The 18,628-nt window shown below is 74.1% G+C and carries 15 protein-coding genes; 3 read left to right on the top strand and 12 right to left on the bottom strand.

The annotated features are described in order from the left end of the window. Window positions 1–88: 88 nt before the first annotated feature. The 3 genes from Q7T52_RS12490 to Q7T52_RS12480 all read right to left on the bottom strand — a co-directional run bounded on the left by Q7T52_RS12490 (window position 89) and on the right by Q7T52_RS12480 (window position 2,839). A complete protein-coding gene (locus Q7T52_RS12490; RefSeq protein ID WP_304802949.1) occupies window positions 89–1,009 on the bottom strand; it encodes a hypothetical protein in 921 nt (306 codons plus the stop codon). A gap of 67 nt (window positions 1,010–1,076) precedes the next feature. Continuing rightward, window positions 1,077–1,649: a hypothetical protein gene (locus tag Q7T52_RS12485; RefSeq protein WP_304802947.1), complete on the bottom strand. Its 573-nt coding sequence runs from the start codon at window positions 1,647–1,649 to the stop codon at window positions 1,077–1,079. Between the two features lie 254 nt (window positions 1,650–1,903). Beyond that, window positions 1,904–2,839, bottom strand: a complete 936-nt coding sequence (locus Q7T52_RS12480) for a 1,4-dihydroxy-2-naphthoyl-CoA synthase (protein ID WP_304802945.1) — start codon at window positions 2,837–2,839, stop codon at window positions 1,904–1,906. Window positions 2,840–2,905: 66 nt separating this feature from the next. On the opposite strand from Q7T52_RS12480, the gene Q7T52_RS12475 reads away from it, so the two are divergent. Together Q7T52_RS12475 and Q7T52_RS12470 are read left to right on the top strand one after the other, a co-directional pair. Then, the gene (locus Q7T52_RS12475; protein WP_304802943.1) at window positions 2,906–3,505 is read left to right on the top strand and encodes a hypothetical protein; all 600 of its coding nucleotides are present in this window, start codon (window positions 2,906–2,908) and stop codon (window positions 3,503–3,505) included. Window positions 3,506–3,593: 88 nt separating this feature from the next. Beyond that, complete coding sequence (locus Q7T52_RS12470) at window positions 3,594–4,037, top strand: nitroreductase family deazaflavin-dependent oxidoreductase (protein WP_304802941.1); 444 nt, start codon at window positions 3,594–3,596, stop codon at window positions 4,035–4,037. Between the two features lie 330 nt (window positions 4,038–4,367). Here the strand turns inward: Q7T52_RS12470 and Q7T52_RS12465 are convergent, their stop codons facing one another. From Q7T52_RS12465 to Q7T52_RS12445, 5 genes are all read right to left on the bottom strand, one after another. Continuing rightward, window positions 4,368–4,979 (bottom strand): amino acid-binding protein, encoded by a 612-nt coding sequence (locus Q7T52_RS12465; RefSeq protein ID WP_304802939.1) that lies wholly within the window; start codon window positions 4,977–4,979, stop codon window positions 4,368–4,370. 9 nt (window positions 4,980–4,988) lie between these two features. Next, window positions 4,989–6,836, bottom strand: a complete 1,848-nt coding sequence (gene recD, locus Q7T52_RS12460; protein WP_304802937.1) for an exodeoxyribonuclease V subunit alpha — start codon at window positions 6,834–6,836, stop codon at window positions 4,989–4,991. Then, window positions 6,833–10,159: a UvrD-helicase domain-containing protein gene (locus Q7T52_RS12455; RefSeq protein ID WP_304802935.1), complete on the bottom strand. Its 3,327-nt coding sequence runs from the start codon at window positions 10,157–10,159 to the stop codon at window positions 6,833–6,835. Before Q7T52_RS12455 ends, recD begins: the two co-directional genes overlap by 4 nt. Before the next feature lie 92 nt (window positions 10,160–10,251). After that, on the bottom strand, window positions 10,252–13,581 hold the full coding sequence (recC, locus tag Q7T52_RS12450) for an exodeoxyribonuclease V subunit gamma (protein ID WP_304802933.1): 3,330 nt from the start codon (window positions 13,579–13,581) through the stop codon (window positions 10,252–10,254). A 278-nt stretch (window positions 13,582–13,859) separates the two neighbouring features. Next, window positions 13,860–14,768 carry a hypothetical protein gene (locus tag Q7T52_RS12445; protein WP_304802931.1) on the bottom strand — a complete coding sequence of 303 codons (909 nt, stop codon included), beginning with the start codon at window positions 14,766–14,768 and terminating at the stop codon, window positions 13,860–13,862. 74 nt (window positions 14,769–14,842) lie between these two features. Between Q7T52_RS12445 and Q7T52_RS12440 the strand changes: the two genes are divergently transcribed. Then, window positions 14,843–15,958, top strand: a complete 1,116-nt coding sequence (locus Q7T52_RS12440; RefSeq protein ID WP_304802929.1) for a DNA glycosylase AlkZ-like family protein — start codon at window positions 14,843–14,845, stop codon at window positions 15,956–15,958. Window positions 15,959–15,980: 22 nt separating this feature from the next. Here the strand turns inward: Q7T52_RS12440 and Q7T52_RS12435 are convergent, their stop codons facing one another. The 4 genes from Q7T52_RS12435 to Q7T52_RS12420 form a co-directional block, all read right to left on the bottom strand. Continuing rightward, complete coding sequence (locus Q7T52_RS12435) at window positions 15,981–16,466, bottom strand: PGPGW domain-containing protein (RefSeq protein ID WP_304802927.1); 486 nt, start codon at window positions 16,464–16,466, stop codon at window positions 15,981–15,983. A 40-nt stretch (window positions 16,467–16,506) separates the two neighbouring features. After that, window positions 16,507–17,001, bottom strand: coding sequence for a nuclear transport factor 2 family protein (locus Q7T52_RS12430; protein WP_304802925.1), 495 nt, complete (start codon window positions 16,999–17,001; stop codon window positions 16,507–16,509). Further along, complete coding sequence (locus Q7T52_RS12425) at window positions 16,998–17,981, bottom strand: SGNH hydrolase domain-containing protein (RefSeq protein WP_304802923.1); 984 nt, start codon at window positions 17,979–17,981, stop codon at window positions 16,998–17,000. Before Q7T52_RS12425 ends, Q7T52_RS12430 begins: the two co-directional genes overlap by 4 nt. Before the next feature lie 59 nt (window positions 17,982–18,040). Beyond that, a partial coding sequence (locus Q7T52_RS12420) for a lytic murein transglycosylase (protein WP_304802921.1) occupies window positions 18,041–18,628 on the bottom strand: 588 nt, incomplete at its 5' end.

Raw genomic sequence — 18,628 nt, 5'->3', positions numbered from 1 at the left:
ACCGCGGCCGGCACCGCGGCCGGCACCGCGGCCGGCACCGACGCGGCCCGCACGGTGCCGCCGGGTGCGGTCCGTCGCCGGAGCCCGGTCACCCGGCACCCACCGGCACGAGGTCGGCGGGCGGATCGGCGTCGACGACGGCGTCCTGCTCGCCGGTGCCAGCGTCGTCCTCGGCGTCGCCGAGCCGGTCGCCCCGCGGCGGCAGCCCGACCGCGACGGTCAGGAGCAGCGGGCTCACCACGCACAGTGCCATCAGCACCCACCCGACCCAGGTGAGGTCGAGGACGGAGGCGATGTCGAACGCCCCGCGGTCGGCACCGGCGGTGAGGTGCAGGCTGCCGATCTGGCCGTTCTGCAGGTGGGCGGCGGCCGGTCCGTCGACCTCGATGGCGCGGATCGGCAGCAGACCGGTCGAGATGACGTCCATCACCACCCCGTCCTCGCCGGCGGGAGGCGGCGACTGCCCGAGGCGGGTGAGCCCGACCCACGGGTGCAGCCACCAGTTGACGAGGGAGACCACGAGCGAGATCCCCAGGACCCGCCAGGACCAGCGGGCGGTCGGGCGCACCCAGCGGGTGGCCAGCCAGACGAGGCCCAGCCCGAGCAGGAGCAGGGGGAGGGCCCTGACCAGCCATCCGACGCCCTCGGCGTGCCCGACGACCCGGCCGACCAGCTCGTCGTCGGTGATGCGCCAGGCGTCGGCGACGCCGTTGGCGTCACCGCGGGTCTCGAGCCCGGTGCCGTCCTTGCTCACCACGCGGTGGGTGAAGACGATGCCCGTCTGCGGGTTGCGGAAGGTGACGACGTCACCCGGCTCGGTCGCGGCGACCGTGCTGGGCGTCGTGAGGAGCACGCTGCCGACCGGCAGGGCGACCCCCATGGACGGCGTGGTCACGGTGAACCACCGCCCTCCGTCGACCCGCCACCACCCTCCGGCGAGCAGGAGGACGAGGAGGCCGCAGACGGCAGCGCCTGACAGCACCGCCGTCCACGTGCGTCTGCGCGCCATGCCGCCCCCCTCGTTGGCCAACCCGTCGTCGTACGCCCTGCTCGGGACCCGGTCCGGGTCCGAGGCCCTACTGGTTGAAGGTCCAGACGATGGGCTGGGTGACCTGCTGGCCCTGGGTGGCGGTGGTCGCGGCGGTGGGCAGCGTGACCACGAACGTGTAGTCCTGGCTGGCCCCGACGGCGAGGGTGCCGATGTCGGTGGCGGTGGCGGTCTGGAACCCCGAGAGCGAGCCGGTGTAGATCGCCGTGCCGGTCGCGGTGGCCGCCTTGTAGACCTGGAGGGTGAGCACCGAGCACAGGTTTCCGGCGCTGGTGTTGGGCGTCGTCGGGGTGACGGCGCCGGTCACACCGGGACGCACGATGGCGTCGCAGGTGCCGCCCTTCATCGACGCGGTGCCGACCGGGACGGAGCCGGTGTTGGTGAAGGTGACCTTGGTCGTCTGCGAGCCACCGGGCACCAGGGGCGAGGCGGTGCCGCCGTACTTGTTGATGGTGGAGCAGGTGGCCGTCGAGTCATAGCTGTTGCAGGTGGTCGTGGTGCCGCCGGACGTGTAGGTCTCGCTGACGGCCAGGGCGGCGGTCGACGCGCTGTTGACGGAGTTGGTGATGCTCGCCGTGTAGCCGGAGAGGGAGGCGCTCATCGAGAGGGCGAGAGCAACCGATCCGGTGACACCGGTGACAAGGGCAGCAGCCGTGAGCCGTCGACGACGGGGACGAGCGTGAGCAGACATGGGGGTCCTTCAGCGTGGGAGATACCCGAGGGGGGATCGATTGAGCCCGTACCCCCTCCATCGGTACGCCGTCCCGACGGCTATAGTCCCGATCCCCTTCTTGAGGATTAATTCGGTTTGGTCGGGGAAGGCGCGGCATCCCCCCGGCCGGGACCCCGCGCCGGTCAGTAGTACCAGGGGTAGGGCGACCAGTCCGGTTCACGCTTCTCGAGGAACTGGTCGCGTCCCTCGGCGGCCTCGTCGGTCATGTAGGCGAGCCGCGTGGTCTCGCCGGCGAACAGCTGCTGGCCGACGAGCCCGTCGTCGATGGCGTTGAAGGAGTACTTGAGCATCCGCTGCGCCGTCGGCGACTTGCCGTTGACCAGCCGGCCCCACTCGAGCGCGGTCGCCTCGAGCTCGGCGTGCGGCACGGCGCGATTGACGGCGCCCATCCGGACGCCGTCCTCGGCGGAGTACTCCTGGCCGAGGAAGAAGATCTCGCGGGCGAACTTCTGGCCCGTCTGCCGGGCCAGGTAGGCCGATCCGAAGCCGCCGTCGAACGAGCCGACGTCGGCGTCGGTCTGCTTGAACCTCGCCTCCTCCGCGCTCGCGATCGTCAGGTCGCAGACGACGTGCAGCGAGTGACCGCCACCGGCGGTCCAGCCGGGCACGACGCAGAGGACGACCTTGGGCATGAAGCGGATCAGCCGCTGGCACTCGAGGATGTGTAGCCGGCCGAGCCGGGCCCGGTCGATCGGGTTGGGCGGCGCGCCGGCGTCATCGTGTCCGTCGGTCTCGTACTGGTAGCCCGTGCGGCCACGGATGCGCTGGTCGCCGCCGGTGCAGAACGCCCACTTGCCGTTCTTGGCGCTCGGGCCGTTGCCGGTGAGGATCACGCAGCCCACGTCGGCCGACGTACGCGCGTGCTCGAGGGTGCGCAGCAGCTCGTCGACCGTGTGCGGACGGAACGCGTTGAGCACGTCGGGCCGGTCGAACGCGATCCGGACGGTGCCGTGCGCCTTGGCCCGGTGGTAGGTCAGGTCGGTGAGGTCGTCGAAGCCGGGTACGACGTCCCACGCGGCCTGGTCGAACGTCTGGGACACACCCTCGATTGCGCTCATGCCTCGGCACGTTAACGGCCCGTCCGGGCCATGTCGGCGCCGCCCCGGGCGTCCTAGCGTCGGGCCATGCGACGTCCCCTGTCCCTGGCCGCACCGGCCGCCGTGGCGGCCCTGGCCCTGCTGGCCCCGCTCGTCGCCGGCCCGTCACCCGCCGTCGCCGGCACCCGCAGCATCGTCGACAACGGCGACTACGACGTGATCCACCGCGACATCGACATGACACGGCTCAAGGTGACCTACCGCCGCAAGGCGGTGCGGGCCGAGCTGCGCTTCGCCGACCTCCGCCAGGCGCGCCGGTTGCGGATCCTCGTGTCGTTCACGACCCGCCCCGACGAGTCGCTCGAGGCACCGACGTACGGCAACTTCGTCGAGCTGCGCCTCAACCCGTCGCGCAAGAGGTCGGTGGTCAACTGGGTGATCAACCCGGCGTACGACGACTACCGTCGTACGGCGTGCCTTGGCGTCAAGGCCAAGCCGGACTACCAGCGCGACGTCATCACCTACGTCGTCCCGCGGCGCTGCATGCGCTTCGACAAGGGCCGGGGCTACGTCGCGTCGTACGCCTCCGCGCGCAAGTACACGCCGCAGGACTGGACGACGGGCAGCCCGGGTGCGAGCACCGGCCGTTGGTTCGACACGACCTACGGCTTCCGCACCCCGGGCTGACACGCACCCCGGGCTGACACAGACCCCGGGCTGACACAGACCCGCACGGGGGTGGAATCCGCTCCCCGACCCTGGTGTTGTGGGTGCCATGACTCTCGATGGCGAGTACGAGCCCAGCCCCAGCGAGTGGGTCCGCAACCAGGTGGAGACCTACGAGGCCACCGGTGGCCGCGAGGCCAACACCCTGCAGGACCACCCGGAGTGGCCGATCGTGGTGATCACGTCCAAGGGCGCGAAGTCCGGCAAGCTCCGCAAGAACCCCGTGATGCGGGTGGAGAAGGACGGCGTCTACGCCGCCGTGGCCAGCAAGGGCGGCGATCCCGAGCACCCGGTCTGGTACCACAACTTCATCAACCACCCCGAGGTCGAGCTGCAGGACGGCGACACCCCGCACACCTACCGGGCCCGCGTTGCCGAGGGCGAGGAGCGCGCGGAGTGGTGGGAGCGCTGCGTGGCGCAGTACTCCCCCTACGCGGAGTACCAGGAGAAGACCGACCGCGAGATCCCGGTGTTCCTGCTCGAGCGCCTCTGACGCCGGCCGGTCGGGCCGGGTCGTCCGAGCAGGTGGCGCGAAGGCCAGCGGCTGGGGTCAACCGCGGGCCAACTCGTGCGATCGCACGAGTTGACCCACCGCCACGCCCCCATCCGACGCCCAACTCGTGCGATCGCACGAGTTGACCCACCGCCACGGCCCCGTCCGACGCCCAACTCGAGCGATCGCACGAGTTGACCCACCGCCACGGCCCCGTCCGACGCTCAACTCGTGCGATCGCTCGAGTTGACCCACCGCTACGGCCCCATCCGACGCCCAACTCGAGCGATCGCTCGAGTTGGCCGGCCGTCAGCAGGCGGCCGTCGGCGGTCAGTCGCGCGAGATCGAGAACGCCAGGCTGGTGAGGTGGCCGAGGCGGGCGACCTCGGAGTCGAGGAACTCCGGCCCCCCGCGGCGGGCGACGACGACGACCTCGTTGCCGTCGATGCGCGCACCGGCGTAGAGCGTCTCGCCGTCAGTGCCGTCGTCGACCTCGAGCCGGACGGCCCGCTCGATCTCGACGAAGGCGAGGTCGTCGGGCGCGGCGCCGGTCGCGTGCCGGACCCCGCCGACGCGGTGGATGCGCGCGGCCCAGTCGACGCGGAAGGTGCGCGGCAGCAGCTCGACCAGCCGGTCGAGCGCGTGGGCGGGCTCGGAGGTCAGCTCCTCGACGGCCTCGAGGTCGAGCACGAGCCCGCCGGAGGCGTAGCGGCTGATCCAGACGACGCGGACGCCGTCGATCGCGTTGCAGGCCGAGACGATCGAGTCGGGCATGATGCCGGGCTCGGTGTCGAGGAGGACGTCGTCGAGGGCCGTGCCGTCGTGACGCTTCTCGACGATCTCGATCGCCTCGATGTCACCACCCGCCACACCGATCGCCGAGGCCAGGCGTCCCAGCGACCCCGGGACGTCGGGCAGCTCGACGCGCAGCAGGAAGGGCATCTGCCGACCCTAACCGTCGTCGGTTTCGGCTCCGTTGCGTTCGTCCGCGTGGCGGGCGGCCCGCCGGGTGTCGCGGATGCGGCCCGCGAGGCCGGAGGCGCGCTGGGCCTGCTGCCCGACCGCGGCCCGGACGGCGGCTTCGGTGCCGACGACGCGCACGTGCTCCTGGGCCCGGGTGACCGCCGTGTAGAAGAGCTCGCGGGTCAGCAGCCGCGACGTGTCGTCGGGCAGGAGCACCGTGATCCGCTCGGCCTGGCTGCCCTGGCTCTTGTGGATCGTCATCGCGTGCATGGTCTCGACGGCGTCGAGCCGTCCGGGGGCGTAGTCGCGGAGCCGCTCCGAGCCCGACACCCACGCGCGGAGCCGCCCGTCGGCGTCGAGCACCGCGGCGCCGGTCTCGCCGTTGTAGACCTCGAGCGCGTAGTCGTTGCTGGTCACCAGGATCGGGCGGCCGACGTACCACTCGCGATAGATGGGCTGCCCCGTCGCCTCGGTGAGCCACCGCTCGACCTGGCGGTTCCAGTGCCGCACCCCGAAGGGGCCCTCACGGTGGGCGCACAGCAACCGGTGGCGGTCGAGGGCGGCGAGCGCGGTGGGGGCGTCGCCGGCCTCGGCGGCGTGACGCACGGCGAGCGCGGACGCGAGAGCGTCGTCCTGGAGCGCGGGCCCGGGGTCGGTGGTCTCGACGAACTCGACCTCGGTGCCGCCGCGGCGGAGCACCCCGAGCACCTCGTCGGGGTCGCCCGCGCGCAGCGCCTCGGCCAACGCCTTGATGTCCTCGGTGGAGCGGTGATTTTCCGCCAACGAGGCGACCGGCGAGCCGGCGTCGCCCTCGAACCCGCGGACCACGTCGGCGAGCACCGCCCCGGCGCCGACCGGGGTCAGCTGGTGCTGGTCGCCGACCAGGACCAGGCGCAACTGGGGACGGACCGCCTCGAGCAGGCGGCCCATCATGGTCAGCTCGACCATCGAGCACTCGTCGACGACGATCACGTCGTACTTGAGGCGGTTGGTGCGGTCGTGCCGGAACCGGGTGGTGTTGTCGGGCCGCCAGCCCAGCAGCCGGTGGAGGGTGAGGGCGTCGGGGCTGCCGACGAGCTCGCGGTCGGCGGCCGACAGCCCCGCGAGCTCGCCGAGCACGGCCTCCTGGAGCCGGGTGGCCGCCTTGCCGGTCGGGGCGGCGAGCGCGATCGACGGGGGCTTGTCGTGGGTCGGGTCGGCGCGCCGCGCCTGGTCGGCCAGCAGCACGAGCAGCCGCGCGACCGTCGTGGTCTTGCCGGTGCCGGGTCCGCCGGTGAGCACGGTGGTCCACTGGCGGACCGCCTGCTCGGCGGCCGCCGCCTGCTCCCGGCTGAAGTGGTCGCCCGCGACGCGGATGAGGGCCGCGGACAGCGCGGGCTCGTCGACCTCGGGTGGCGGGGCCGACACCCGGGCGAGCAGGTCGTCGCGGACCTGGGTCTCGAGCCGGTGGTAGCGGTCGAGGTAGAGCAGGGGCTCCTCGAGACGGACCGCCCCGGCGGCCACCAGCGGGGAGGCGGCGACCGCCGCGAGCCAGGTGGCCTGCTCGGGCCACGGGAGGTCGGGGGCCAGCTCGGCGACGGTGGTGAGGTCGACGCAGACGGAGCCGGTGCGGACCCCGCGCACGGCGAGGGCGACCGCGAGCAGCACCCGGTCGTCGGTCTCGCCACCGAGGTCGCCGACCCGGGCCGCGACGTGGACGTCGCTCGCCTCGAGCAGCCCGGCGGCGTTGAAGGTCCCGAGCAGGCCGCCGGCCCCGAGGGCGAGACGGCGGTCGTGGTCGGCCCACGGCTCGGGCTGGGTCGAGGCGGTGGTCGAGGCGGTGGTCGAGGTGGTCATCGGGGGCCTCCGTCGAGCAGGTCGGACACGGCCTCGAGCAGCGCCACGGGCGGACGCCACACGAACACCCCGCACGGCTCGCCGTCGACGAGCGGGGTCTCGGGTCCGCAGAGCCCGCGCAGGTAGAGGTAGAGCACCCCGCCGAGGTGGCGCTCGGGGTCGTAGCCGGGCTGGCGCCAGCGGAGGAACCGGTGGAGCACGACGGCGTAGAGCAGGGCCTGCAGCGGGTAGTCGGAGTGGCCCATGGCCGCGTCAAGGGCCTCCGGGCGGTAGGCGTGGGCCGTGAGCGGCTCCTCGCGCGGACCCAGCCAGTTGGTCTTGTAGTCGACGATCAGGTAGGTCGGGTCGGCCCGGTCGCCGACCCGGAGGACGACGTCGACCGATCCGGTGAGGTAGCCCCGCAGGCTCTGCTCGCCCAGGGCCGGCACGGCCAGCGCCTCGGCGTAGCCGCGGACCGGGTCGCCCTCGGGCAGGTGCTCGCGCAGCAGCGGCGCGAGGTCGCCGAGGCAGGTGTCGGCGCTGCCGGACGCCGGCGAGGCCAGGTCTCCGCCCGCCAGCGGCAGCTCGAAGTCGAGCTCGCGCAGCCGGTCGCGCAGGGGCACCTGGCGCAGCGTGCGGCCGGCGACGGCGGTGCCGAGCGGGGTGTCGGACACGGCGACCAGCGCGTCGGCGAGCTCCTCGCGGTCGAGGTCGACCGGCCAGCGGAGCAGCTGCTCGTCGACGTGGGCGAGGAGCTCGGCACGCAGGTCGGCGGCGTCGGGGTCGGCGTGCTCGAGCACCGCGTGGACCAGCGACCCGAAGGTCGCCCCGACCGGCAGGTCGGCCATCGGCGAACGGACGCTCGCCAGCGTGGTGTCACCGGCGTCGGTCGCGGCCTCGGGCAGCGACTCGACGTCCTCGTCGTCCTTGGCGGTGACCTCGGGCTCGCTGCCGACCCCCGGGGTCGCCGCGACCTCGACGTTGCTCAGTGCGGAGTAGGACGTGCGGCGCCACGTGGTGTCGACGTCGCGCCCGAAGTGGCGTACGTCGAGGCCGGTGACGGCCGCGACCGGCTCTGAGGGACCGGGGTCGACCAGCAACGACGCCTCGGGCGCGGGCCCGCCCCGGTCGCGCCAGGCGCCGAACCGGGCGACGACCTCGTCGTCGGGCGGCACCGGCGGGGCGTCGGGCACCTCGGTCTCGTCGACGGCGCGCATCAGCAGCCGGTGGAGCGGCGACGCGACGGCGTTCTTGGTCGGCGCCCACCAGCACACGACCTGCGACTTGGCGCGGGTGATCGCGACGTAGAGGAGGCGGAGCCACTCCCCGGCCTCCTCGTCGCTCCACCGCCGCACGTGGTCGCCCCAGTCGGCCCCGCCGCCGCCGACGTCGAGGCAGCGCCGGCCGTCGGCGTCGTGGAAGAGCGGGCGGCTGGGCTTGGGCACGTGGCGGTCGGCGAGGGCAGGGAGGTAGACGACGGGGTATTCGAGGCCCTTGCTGGCGTGGATCGTCACCAGCTGGACGGCAGCCGCGTCGGAGTCGAGGCGGCGGGTGCGCTCGGTGCCGCGGCCGGCGCGGCCCTCGGCGACCTGGCCGCGCAGCCACGCGAGCAGCGAGACCAGCCCCAGCCGCTCGGACTGCGCCACCTCGTGCAGCGCCTCGCCGATGTGGCGCAGGTCGGTGAGCCGGCGCTCGCCGCCGACCTCGGCGAGCACCCGCGCGGGCAGGCCACCGGCCGAGGCGGCCTCGAGCACCGCGGCGACACCGCGCCGCTCGACGACCTCGACCCAGTGGCGCAGGGTCTCGGCGACCTCGTCGGTGAGCCGGTCGCCGCCGGCGGCCAGGTCGCGGGCGGTGTGGCCTACGAAGCAGGTCAGCGCCGCGGCGCGCACCCGGGGCGAGCGGTGGGGCTGCTCGAGCGCCTCGAGCAGCGTCAGCCACTCGACCGCGGCCGGGGTGGCGAAGACGCTGCCGCCGCCGGCGATCACGGCCGGGACACCCACCGCCTGCAGCGCCTTCTGCGACGCCGCCAGGTCGGCGTGGCGGTAGCAGATGACCGCCACGTGCCGGGGTTCGAGCGGCTCGCCCTCGAAGGTCGGGCGCGCGTCGAGCAGGTGGCGTACGTCGAGCGCGAGGTCGCGCGCCACGTGGGGCCGCACGTCGTTGACCGGGAGCGACGCGCGGGGACCCTTGCCGAAGGTGTCGCGGCGCACGACCCGCAGCCGCAGCGGCGCGGTGACCGGCGCCCCGACGAGGCGGCTCTCGCGGTGGTGGGCCTCGACCGGGCGTACGACGATCCGCTCGTTGCCCAGCTGGGCCCCGACCAGCAGCTCCTGGAAGGCGTCGAGCAGGGCGGCGTCGCTGCGCCAGTTGGTGCCCAGGGTCTGCTGGGTGGTGGCGGTCTCGGCGGCCGCGAGGTAGGTGGTGACGTCGCCGCCGCGGAACGCGTAGATGGCCTGCTTGGGGTCACCGATCAGCACCATGGTCGCGACGCCGCTGAACGCCCGGTCGAGGACCTTCCACTGCACCGGGTCGGTGTCCTGGAACTCGTCGACCAGCACGATCGACCAGCGCTCCCGCATCCGGGTCCGGGCCGGGGAGTCCTCGTCCTCGAGGGCGTGGGCCAGCTGGCTGAGCAGGTCGTCGTAGGACAGGATGCCGAGCCGTCGCTTGCGGGCCTCGATCTCGTCGCGGACCTTGACGGCGAACGCCACCCGCCGCCCGGCGGGGGTGGTCCGGTCCTCGCCGGCGGGCTCGAGCCGGGCCTGCGGGTCGTTGACGACGGCGCGGGCGATCGCCATCGCCTCGGTGTAGGTGAAGGCCGCGCCGGTGTCGACCAGCGCGAAGGCCCGCAGGTAGAGGTCGTCGACGACCTCGCGCACCAGCTCGTCGAGGTTCTCCACGAGGCGGGCCCGGGCGTCGGTGTCGCCGGCGACACCGAGCGAGCCGAGGACGAGGGAGCAGAACTGGTGGGTGGTGGCGATCGTGGCGGCGTCGAAGCCGGCGAGGGCCTCGACGACCCGGCGGTGCTTGAGGAGCCGCTGGGCGCCGGTGCCCTCGAGCAGCTGGGCGAGCAGCTCGGAGTCGCCGACGGCGACGTCGGGGTCGCCGGCGAGCAGCCGCTCGGCCTCGACCAGCTGGGCGCGCACGCGCTCGCGCAGCTCCTGGCTGGCGGCGCGGCCGAAGGTGACGACCAGCATCTCGTCGAGCCTGGCCCGGCCCTCGGCGACGTAGCGGGTGACGAGGGCGCCGATGGTCCAGGTCTTGCCGGTGCCGGCACTGGCCTCGAGCAGGGCGGTGCCGACGCCGGGGAGCTCGCCGCAGACGTCGAAGGGCGACAACACGTCGAGCTCGACCGGGCCACTCGGCCCGGGGTCCCCGCGGCGTTGTTCGCCGGCGGAGCGAAGCGGAGGAGGCGAAGAACGTCGTGGGGTGCTCACAGCGGGCCCACCTTCTCGGCCCCGGTGAGCAGGGGCTCCCAGACCCGCCAGGCGTGGTCGGCCAGCCCGGCGTCGAGCAGCACCGAGAGCCGGGCGTCGTCGCCGTAGGCGCGGCGGTGGTAGGCGTCGGCGTCCTCGCCCTCGATGCCGTAGACGTTGTAGGGGTCGGTCTCCCACTCCCGGCGCGCGAGCGCGTCGGCCGAGACGTCCTCGCCCATCAGCTCGCGGACGTGTCCCTCGGCCCAGGCCGCGGCGGTCGCGACCGGGACGGGCAGCGGGGCACGCAGGCCCTCGTCGCGCAGCTCGACCAGGCTCCGGAGCCAGTCGACCGCCCGGTGGTCGACGGGTCCGGACAGGGCACGACGAGGCCCGGCCTTCTCGCGGCCGACCGCGTGGGCGGTGAACGACTCGTCGGGACGTCCGGCGCTCAGCGCGAGCAGGTCGATCCACGAGAGCAGCCGCTGGCGGGGCTTGAGCCGGGAGTAGCCGAGCGTGAGCAGCCGTGACCCGTAGACCCCGGTGACGGTGCCGGACAGCCGGCGGCCGCCGCCCAGGTCGACGTCGACGTCGACCGTGCGGGGCTCGCCGGAGCGCAGGTCGGCGGTGCGGTCGAGGAGCCGCTGGCACTCGGCGACGGCGTCGGAGAGCGAGCCGACCCCGAGGTGGAACGGCGGCAGCGACCCGCGCAGCTGCTCGGCGAGCATCACCGCCTCGGGGTCGTGGCCGGCCAGCATCTCCTTGAGGAGGCGGTCGCCGATGCCCCACTTCTCGAGGGCGTCGAGCTCGATGGGGATGGCGTCGCTGATCTCGTCGGGTGCCAGCGGCGTCGACACGTCGAGCCGCTGGCGCAGGAACGACCGCACCGGGTGGGCGAAGAACGCCTTGAGGTCGGCCAGCGACACGTCGGTCGTGGGGGCCGGGTCGAGCAGGCCGGTCAGCAGCGGGGGCGGCGGCACCCGCTCGGCCACGGCGGCCCGGGCACCCGCCAGCGCCGCGCGGTCGAAGCTGAAGGGCCGGACCGGGTCGCCGGCCACCAGCCCGCCGGGCAGCAGGTTGCGGGCGTCGTGGGGCTGCAGCGGGTGGTGGGTGAGCACGTGCTCGCGCACGGGGCCCGCGGTGGTGCGGTCGGCGGCGTCGAGGATCTCGCCCAGGGGTACGGCGGGTGGCCGGCTCGCGCCGGAGTGCTCGTTGGCACCGGTGTAGGTGATGACGACCTTGTCGGTGGCGGCGAGCAGGGCGTCGAGCAGCAGCTGGCGGTCCTCGCTGCGGACGTCGCGCTCGCCGGTGAGGGGCCGGCGGGCCAGCACGTCGTCGCCGTCGACGGTGGTCAGCCGCGGGAACACGCCGTCGTCGAGGCCGACCAGGCAGACCACCCGGTGCGGGACCGAGCGCATCGGGGTCATCGTGCAGACGGTGAGGGTGCCGGTGCGGAAGTTGGCCCGGGTCGGGCGTCCGCCGAGGCGGGAGTCGAGCATCGCGCGCACGTCGGCCAGGCGGAGCGGGACGTCGGGGGTGCCGTCGCCGGCGGCCCGCGCCAGCTCGCGCTCGAGCTGGGGGAGCTGCCAGGCGTCGTCGAGCGAGACGTCGGTGAGGCCGCGTACGCCCTCGGTGAGGACCCGCATCCACTCGGCGACGTCGACGGCCACGGCCAGACCGTCGAGGCAGCGCGCGAGCCGGTCGACGAGCTCAGCGAGGCGTCCGGCCAGGTCGACCTCGGAGCTGCCGACGTCGTCGACGGGCAGCCCGCGGCCGAGGTGGCGGTGGTCGTCGCCGCTCATCGCGACGCCGAGCAGGATGCGGTCGAGGCCGCTGCGCCAGGTGTTGTGCTCGAAGCGGCTCATCGCGAAGCGGTCACGCTGGGCGGCGTCGATGCCCCACCGCACGCCGGACTGCCCGACCCAGCGCGTGACCCGGTCGAGGTCGTCGTCGGAGAACCCGAAGCGCAGCCGCACCGCCGCCGTGCTGGCGAGGTCGAGCACGTCGGAGGCCGTGACCCGTCCCCCGGCCAGCGCCACCAGGTCGGCGGCGACCGCGAGGAGGGGGTTGGTGCTGGTCAGGGCGCGGTCGGCGAGCCGCACCCGCAGCCGGTGGGCCGGGTGGCCGTCGTCGCCGGCGACGACGTCCTCGAGCCCGAAGCCGGCCGAGATCAGCGGCGCGAACGTCTCGATGTCGGGGCACATGACGAGGATGTCGCGCGGCTCGAGCGTCTCGTCGTCGGCGAGGAGCCCGACCAGCACCTCGCGCAGCACGTCGACCTGGCGGGCCGGGCCGTGGCAGGCGTGGACCTGCAGGCTGCGGTCGCGCGGGTCGTGGGTGCGCGTCGCGCGCTCGCCGGGTGTCGGTGCGTGGTTGGCGCGCAGGTCGTGCTGGAGCTGGTGCAGGAGCGTGCGCGGCTCGGGCTCGGCGGTGACGACCGCGTGGTCGTCGACCGGCAGGTCGAGGGTGCGGCGCAGCTCGCGGGTGTCGCGCCCCAGCGAAGCGAGCAGGGGGTGGTGGACCCGGTCGGCGGAGGGGTCGTCTTCGCGGGCGACGACGCCGCCGAGACCGGTCAGCGCGTCCCAGAGCTCGGGCGAGGGCTGCGGCAGCCAGAGGTGGACGTCGCGGCTCGTGGCGAGCGCCCGCAGCAGCGCGACCTCGGTGACCGGCAACCGGGTGTGGCCGAACAGCGACAGCCGCGCGGGCAGGTCGAGACCGGCACCACCGGCCTCGAGCGCGGCCAGCGCGCGAGCATGGCGCTGGTCGGGCGCCTCGCCCCCGACGCGGGCGACGAGCCGCCGCCAGAGCTCGGCCTGCCAGGACAGGTCGGCGGGCAGCGGCTGGCCCGCACCGTCGGTCTCGCGGCCCTCGCGCCAGTCGGCGACCAGCTGGGGCCGCTGTACGGCGTAGGACGCCATCAGGCCGGCGACCCGGCGCGCGACCGAGTAGCGGCGGTCGCGGCGCAGGTCGGCGTCGTCGCCCGTCAGGCCGTGGCCGAGGTGGGTGGCGAGCGTGGCGCACCACGGCTCGCCGAGCGCGTCGTCGATGGTCTCGAGCAGCGGCCAGACCAGCCGGTCGGGGCTCCACGGGTCGTCGCGGTCGCGGTCGAGGAGCAGCGACACCAGCGACCCCGGTCGCAGGAACCGCACCCCCGCGCACACCCCGTCGCCGCCGCGGCTGCCGACCCCGAGCCGGTGCGACATCCGCTGCGCCAGCCACCGCTCCACGCCCTTCTCGGGCACCACGACGACCTCCTCGGCGAAGGGGTCGTCGGGCGGGGACGTCAACAGCTCGCCGAGGGCGTCGGCGAGCTGGTCGGTCCGCGGCGCGCGGTGGAGGTGGAGGGTCATCGGTGTCGACCCTAGGGGGCGCCACCGACAGTCCGGACGGGTTGCCCGACTCGTGCGATCGCACGAGTTGGGGGCCCGATCCCGGCCCGACCCCGGCCCAACTCGTGCGATCGCACGAGTTGACGCCACGATCCCGGCCCGACCCCGGCCCAACTCGTGCGATCGCTCGAGTTGGGCGCGGACGGGCGCGGGCGGGACAGGCGGGACGAGCGGCCAGGTCACGCGTCGCGGCGTCGTACGACGACCCAGGCGAGCCCCAGGGTCGACCCCCGGGGACCTCAGGGACGTCCGGCGAGCACGCAGACCTTCTGCGGGTCGGCGGGGTCGACCTTGAGCCGCACCGCCATGCCGGCCCGGTAGCGCTTCGCGATCCGTGGCTGCATCGGCAGCTCGAGAACCACGCGGCGCGGGGTCGGGTCGCCCACCTCGACCACCTCGATCTCCAGACGCCGTACGGCGAGCCCGACGAGGACCCGGCCGGTGTCGACGACGTCGACGATCACCCCGGACGCCGGCCGGCCTGTCTGGTCGATGCGCACGAGGTCGCTCGCCATCCGCTGGAACGTCGCCTTCTCCTCGGGGTCGACGCCGCCCCACTGCGCCTGCTCGGCGGCCTCGACCGCCTGCTGGCGCTGGACCTCCCGGTCGACCCGCTCCTGCGCGACCCGCCGGTCGGCCTCCGCCTCGACGGCGCGCTGCTGCTCGGCGGGGAGACGGGCACCGAAGGGGTCGGACAGCCGTGCGGTGAGCCCGTCGAACCGCCCGCGCCGCTCGGCCATCGCCCGGTCGAGGGCGCTGCGGTGACGCCAGACCGGCTCGTGCGCGTCGTACCCGGCGTCCCAGTCGACCCACACGTCGGTCAGGTCGCCCGGGTCGACGGCGCACGGCATCTCGACGCCGACGGTGAGCCCGTAGGTCCGGCTCGCGCGCAGGGCCCACCACCGCCTGCCCGAGCCGCCGACCTCGTTGCCGAAGACCCACACCGGGCAGCTGCGCTCCTCGGCGACGAGGAAGGGCTCGCGGCCGGGGAGCCGCACCTGCCAGGTGACGCGGAGGAGGAAGCTCGTCTCGATGACGGCGGCGCCGCCGTCGGGGTCGACGTGGCTGCTGGCGGCGTGACCGGCCGACGCCACGGTGCCCGGCAGCCAGCCGCGGGGCGGTCGCCGGCGCAGGCCCATGTCACCCATGGCCGCGATTGTGCTCGCCGGGAGCCGCGCGCGACCAGCGCCGACGGTGCCGACCTGGTGCCATGATGCGGCCCATGGCGACCGTCCACCAGCTCTCCCGCCAGGACGCACGCCGGGTCGCGGTGCGGGCCCAGCTCCTCACGGCCGACCGCCCGGACGACGTGCTCGAGGTCGTGCGGCACCTGACGTTCGTGCAGCTCGACCCGACCCGCTACGTCGCGCCGAGCGCCGACCTCGTGCTGTGGAGCAGGCTCGGGTCGTCGTACGACGTCGGCGAGCTGCGCGACCTGCTCGACACCCAGGCGCTCATCGACCACCACCAGCTGGCACGGCCGGCCGAGGACCTCGCCCTCTATCGCGCGGAGATGACGCGGTGGCCCGGGCCGGAGCCGCTGCGGCCGTGGCAGGAGGACGTGCGCGGCTGGGTCGAGGCCAACGACGGCTGCCGCCGCGACGTGCTCGAGCTGCTGCGCGGCGACGGGCCGCTGCCGGCCTCGGAGATCCCCGACACCTGCGAGGTGGCGTGGCCCTCGAGCGGCTGGAACAACGACAAGAACATCAAGATGCTGCTCGCCCACATGGTCGAGCGCGGCGAGGTCGCCCGCGCCGGACGCGGCGGCCGGAGCGGGCGCGAGGTGCTCTGGGACCTCGCCGAGCGGATCTATCCCGACGACCCCGTGCCCTCGCCCGAGGACGCCGCCACCGAGCGCGACCGCCGCCGGCTGCGCTCGCTCGGGATCGCCCGGGCCACGTCGGCCAAGATGCCCAGCGAGCCCCACGACGTCGGCTCGGCCGGCGAGCCGGCCGTCGTCGAGGGCGTCAAGGGCACCTGGCGCGTCGACCCCGTCTGGCTCGACACGGCCTTTGCGGGCCGGGCCGCCCTGCTCTCCCCCCTGGACCGGCTCGTCGCCGACCGCAAGCGGCTCACCGAGGTGTTCGAGGCGGAGTACTACCTCGAGATGTACAAGCCGGCCAGCCAGCGCCGCTGGGGCTACTGGGCCCTGCCCGTGCTCTGGGGCGACCGCCTCGTCGGCAAGCTCGACGTGGTCGCCGACCGCGAGGCCGGCGAGCTGCGCGTCGACGCCACCCACCAGGACGAGCCGTGGTCGGCGGCGTGCGTGGACGGCGTACGCCGGGAGGTCGACGACCTGGCCGGCTGGCTCGGCCTGGCGCCGGTGGTGCTCGGCTGAGTCGGAACGCGGGCGTGCTGGGTCAGGCGCCCTTGAAGTCGCGGTCGGCTTCCTCGATGTCGCCCTCGAGCTCGGCAACGGCCTCCGGGTTGCCGTGGAAGCGGCGGTAGGAGTAGACGAGCAGCGCGACCGCGATGAGGGCGGAGAAGACCAGCGTGATGCTGGTGGCCTTGCCGCCGGGCAGCCAGGTCCAGTCGGGCAGCGGCCACCAGCCGGGCTGGGCCGGGTCCGCGAACCAGTAGGCCGCGCAGGCAAGGAGGAACAGCACGCCGACGCAGGAGACAGCGATCCGCAGCGGGGTCTCGACGCTCTCGGCGGCACCCTTGAGGGCGCGGTACTTGACCGGGTCGAGGCGACGCTCGGCCCACTCGTACTGCTGGGAGAGCACGGCGAGACCGGCGAAGATGCCGAGCAGGCCCGGCCCGGGGAGGGCGATCATCGCGATGCCGGCGATGAGCAGGCCCCAGCCGACGACCTCGAGCAGGACGCGACGGGCGGCGGACTTCATGGCCGAAGCATCCCAGACGGTGGCAAGCGCGATGGAGTTGTCAGCCGCCGAACTGCGCGACGTAGGCCCGGCCCTCGTCGCTCAGGTTGCCGTGCGCCTCGGCCACGCGGGCCCACCGCAGCGACATCCGCATGAACCGCAGCGGGTTGTAGACGTCCTCCTCGCGGGAGAACAGCCCATCGCCTGCGTAGGTCATGATCGTGAGGTTGGACTGCTCGTGGACCGACCCGTCGCCCGGGTCGGGCATCAGGTTGCGGACCTCGCAGATCAGCCGCGAGGTCGACACGTCGACGGTCTGCCAGGCCAGCGGGAAGCCGGTCATGGCCGAGCCGGGGAACGACGTCATCGTCGCGACCGACCACTCGCGGATCGCGTCGCGACCGTGGAACGTGCCGAACGCGTGCTCGACGTAGTCGGCGTCCTCGGTGAAGTTGAGCGCGAAGTCGTCCCAGCTGCCGCTCGAGGCGTGCTCCTGCACGCGGGCGTGCATCGCGGCGTAGGCCTCGGTGATCTCGCCGGCGGTGAAGTCGCTCATCCGCAGAGGATCGGGATCGTGCAGCCCGGCCCCCCGGGCTCCTCGTCGGGGTCGACGGCGTCGACGGTCGCGGCGAAGTAGGACGCGAGGCTCTTGGACCGGGTGGCGCTGAGGTGCAGGTCGTCGAACCAGGTGCGCGTCGTCCCGATCTTGCCCTTGCAGACCTTGGCGGTGCAGAAGGCGGGGTTGACGTCGATCATCGGGCGTCGACCGAGGAGGGCGCCGAGCGCGTCGGTCACCCATCGCTTGGTGGAGGCGGCCTCGGGCAGCGACTTGCCGCGCGCGAGCTGGCAGGCGAAGGGCTCGTTGCCCTGCGGGCAGCTGCGGTGCCTCTCGGGCACGGTGGCGACCTGGCCGACGACGTCGACCTCGGCGCCGATCGACCTGAGGGTGCGGGCCAGGCGCGGCGTGCCCTGCTTGGAGGCGATGGCCATCTGGCCGACGTAGGACGTCCGGTCACCGACCTTGCGGGCGTGGACGTAGCGCTGCCAGCTGCCGGCGAGCACGATCCGGTAGGGCTGGCCGTTGGCCTCGAGCTTGCGGGCCACCTCGATACCGAGGGCGTTGGACCGGAAGCAGGCCGGTACGGCGTCCGTCGCCCCGACCCGGTTGTCCATCGGCGGGCAGGAACCCATCATCACCGCGACCAGGTTGACGCCGCGTCCGCTCACGGCCTCCTTGAGCGCCGGGATGAACATCCAGGAGTGGGAGTCGCCCCACAGCACGACGGTCGGGCGCTGGTCGTCGTAGCGGGTCAGGCCGCAGACGACGGGCTTCGACGGGATCTTCTCCTTGGGAGTCGCGCAGCGGCGCGGCATGTGGGGGAAGTCCTGGCTGGGCTTGGGCTTGGCGGACGTCGCGGGCGGGGAGACCCGGTCGGCCGTGGCGGCGTGGGCGGTCGCGGTGGTGGCGAGCAGGGTCGCGAGCAGGGCGGCGACGACCGTGGTCACCAGCAGGGACACGAGGGGGCGCATCTTCATGGTGCAGTCATGGTCGCACCGGCTCCGCCTTCGCGCACGGGAACGGCGCAGAGCCCGGGTCAGCTGGTGCGGTCGGCGTAGGCCGTCGCGGCGGCGTGCACGTCGTCGAGGTAGACCCCGGCGTTGTTGTAGGAGAGCACCGCACTGGTCCAGCCCTCGCCGGTGCTGACGTCGCGTCCGCCGGCGCACAGGTAGTCGGCGGCGGCGAGCGCGGCGTCGTCGAGGTCGTTGGGGTCGCGCACGCCGTCGCCGTCACCGTCGGCGGCCCACGTCTCCCAGGTGCTGGGGATGAACTGCATCGGACCGACGGCGTGGTCCCAGTCGGGGTCGCCGTGGTAGGTCGTGGTCTCGGCGGTCGCCCGGATCGCGGCGAACGGGCCGGTGCCGTCGAGGGCCGGGCCGAGGATGCGCGAGGAGGAGTAGCCGTCGGCGCCGAGCGAGCGGCCACCCAGGGTGCCGTGCTGCGACTCGATCCACCCGATGCCGGCCAGCGTGGTCCACCCGAGGCCACAGCCGTCGGGCGAGGCGAGCTCGGCGCGGGCGTAGGCCCCGAGCGCGGTCTCGGACAGGCCGGCGGCCGCGGCGGTGCGGGTCAGCCACCCCGGGTCGACCTGCGGGACCGCCGGTGCGGCCGCGCCGGGCGCCTG

This window comes from Nocardioides sp., from assembly GCF_030655615.1.
GTDB lineage: Bacteria > Actinomycetota > Actinomycetes > Propionibacteriales > Nocardioidaceae > Nocardioides.
The sequence above is the reverse complement of the archived record's forward strand: the minus strand, read 5'-3'. Positions and strand labels throughout refer to the sequence as shown.

Bases quoted from the DNA above. Each gene is read 5' to 3' on its own strand.
- Q7T52_RS12440 (WP_304802929.1), top strand. From the start codon at position 14,843: ATGGCGACCGTCCACCAGCTCTCCCGCCAGGACGCACGCCGGGTCGCG.
- Q7T52_RS12445 (WP_304802931.1), bottom strand. From the start codon at position 14,768: ATGGGTGACATGGGCCTGCGCCGGCGACCGCCCCGCGGCTGGCTGCCG.
- Q7T52_RS12480 (WP_304802945.1), bottom strand. From the start codon at position 2,839: ATGAGCGCAATCGAGGGTGTGTCCCAGACGTTCGACCAGGCCGCGTGG.
- recC (WP_304802933.1), bottom strand. From the start codon at position 13,581: ATGACCCTCCACCTCCACCGCGCGCCGCGGACCGACCAGCTCGCCGAC.
- recD (WP_304802937.1), bottom strand. From the start codon at position 6,836: ATGACCACCTCGACCACCGCCTCGACCACCGCCTCGACCCAGCCCGAG.
- Q7T52_RS12425 (WP_304802923.1), bottom strand. From the start codon at position 17,981: ATGAAGATGCGCCCCCTCGTGTCCCTGCTGGTGACCACGGTCGTCGCC.
- Q7T52_RS12435 (WP_304802927.1), bottom strand. From the start codon at position 16,466: ATGAAGTCCGCCGCCCGTCGCGTCCTGCTCGAGGTCGTCGGCTGGGGC.
- Q7T52_RS12465 (WP_304802939.1), bottom strand. From the start codon at position 4,979: ATGCCCTTCCTGCTGCGCGTCGAGCTGCCCGACGTCCCGGGGTCGCTG.
- Q7T52_RS12485 (WP_304802947.1), bottom strand. From the start codon at position 1,649: ATGAGCGCCTCCCTCTCCGGCTACACGGCGAGCATCACCAACTCCGTC.
- Q7T52_RS12430 (WP_304802925.1), bottom strand. From the start codon at position 17,001: ATGAGCGACTTCACCGCCGGCGAGATCACCGAGGCCTACGCCGCGATG.
- Q7T52_RS12470 (WP_304802941.1), top strand. From the start codon at position 3,594: ATGACTCTCGATGGCGAGTACGAGCCCAGCCCCAGCGAGTGGGTCCGC.
- Q7T52_RS12490 (WP_304802949.1), bottom strand. From the start codon at position 1,009: ATGGCGCGCAGACGCACGTGGACGGCGGTGCTGTCAGGCGCTGCCGTC.
- Q7T52_RS12475 (WP_304802943.1), top strand. From the start codon at position 2,906: ATGCGACGTCCCCTGTCCCTGGCCGCACCGGCCGCCGTGGCGGCCCTG.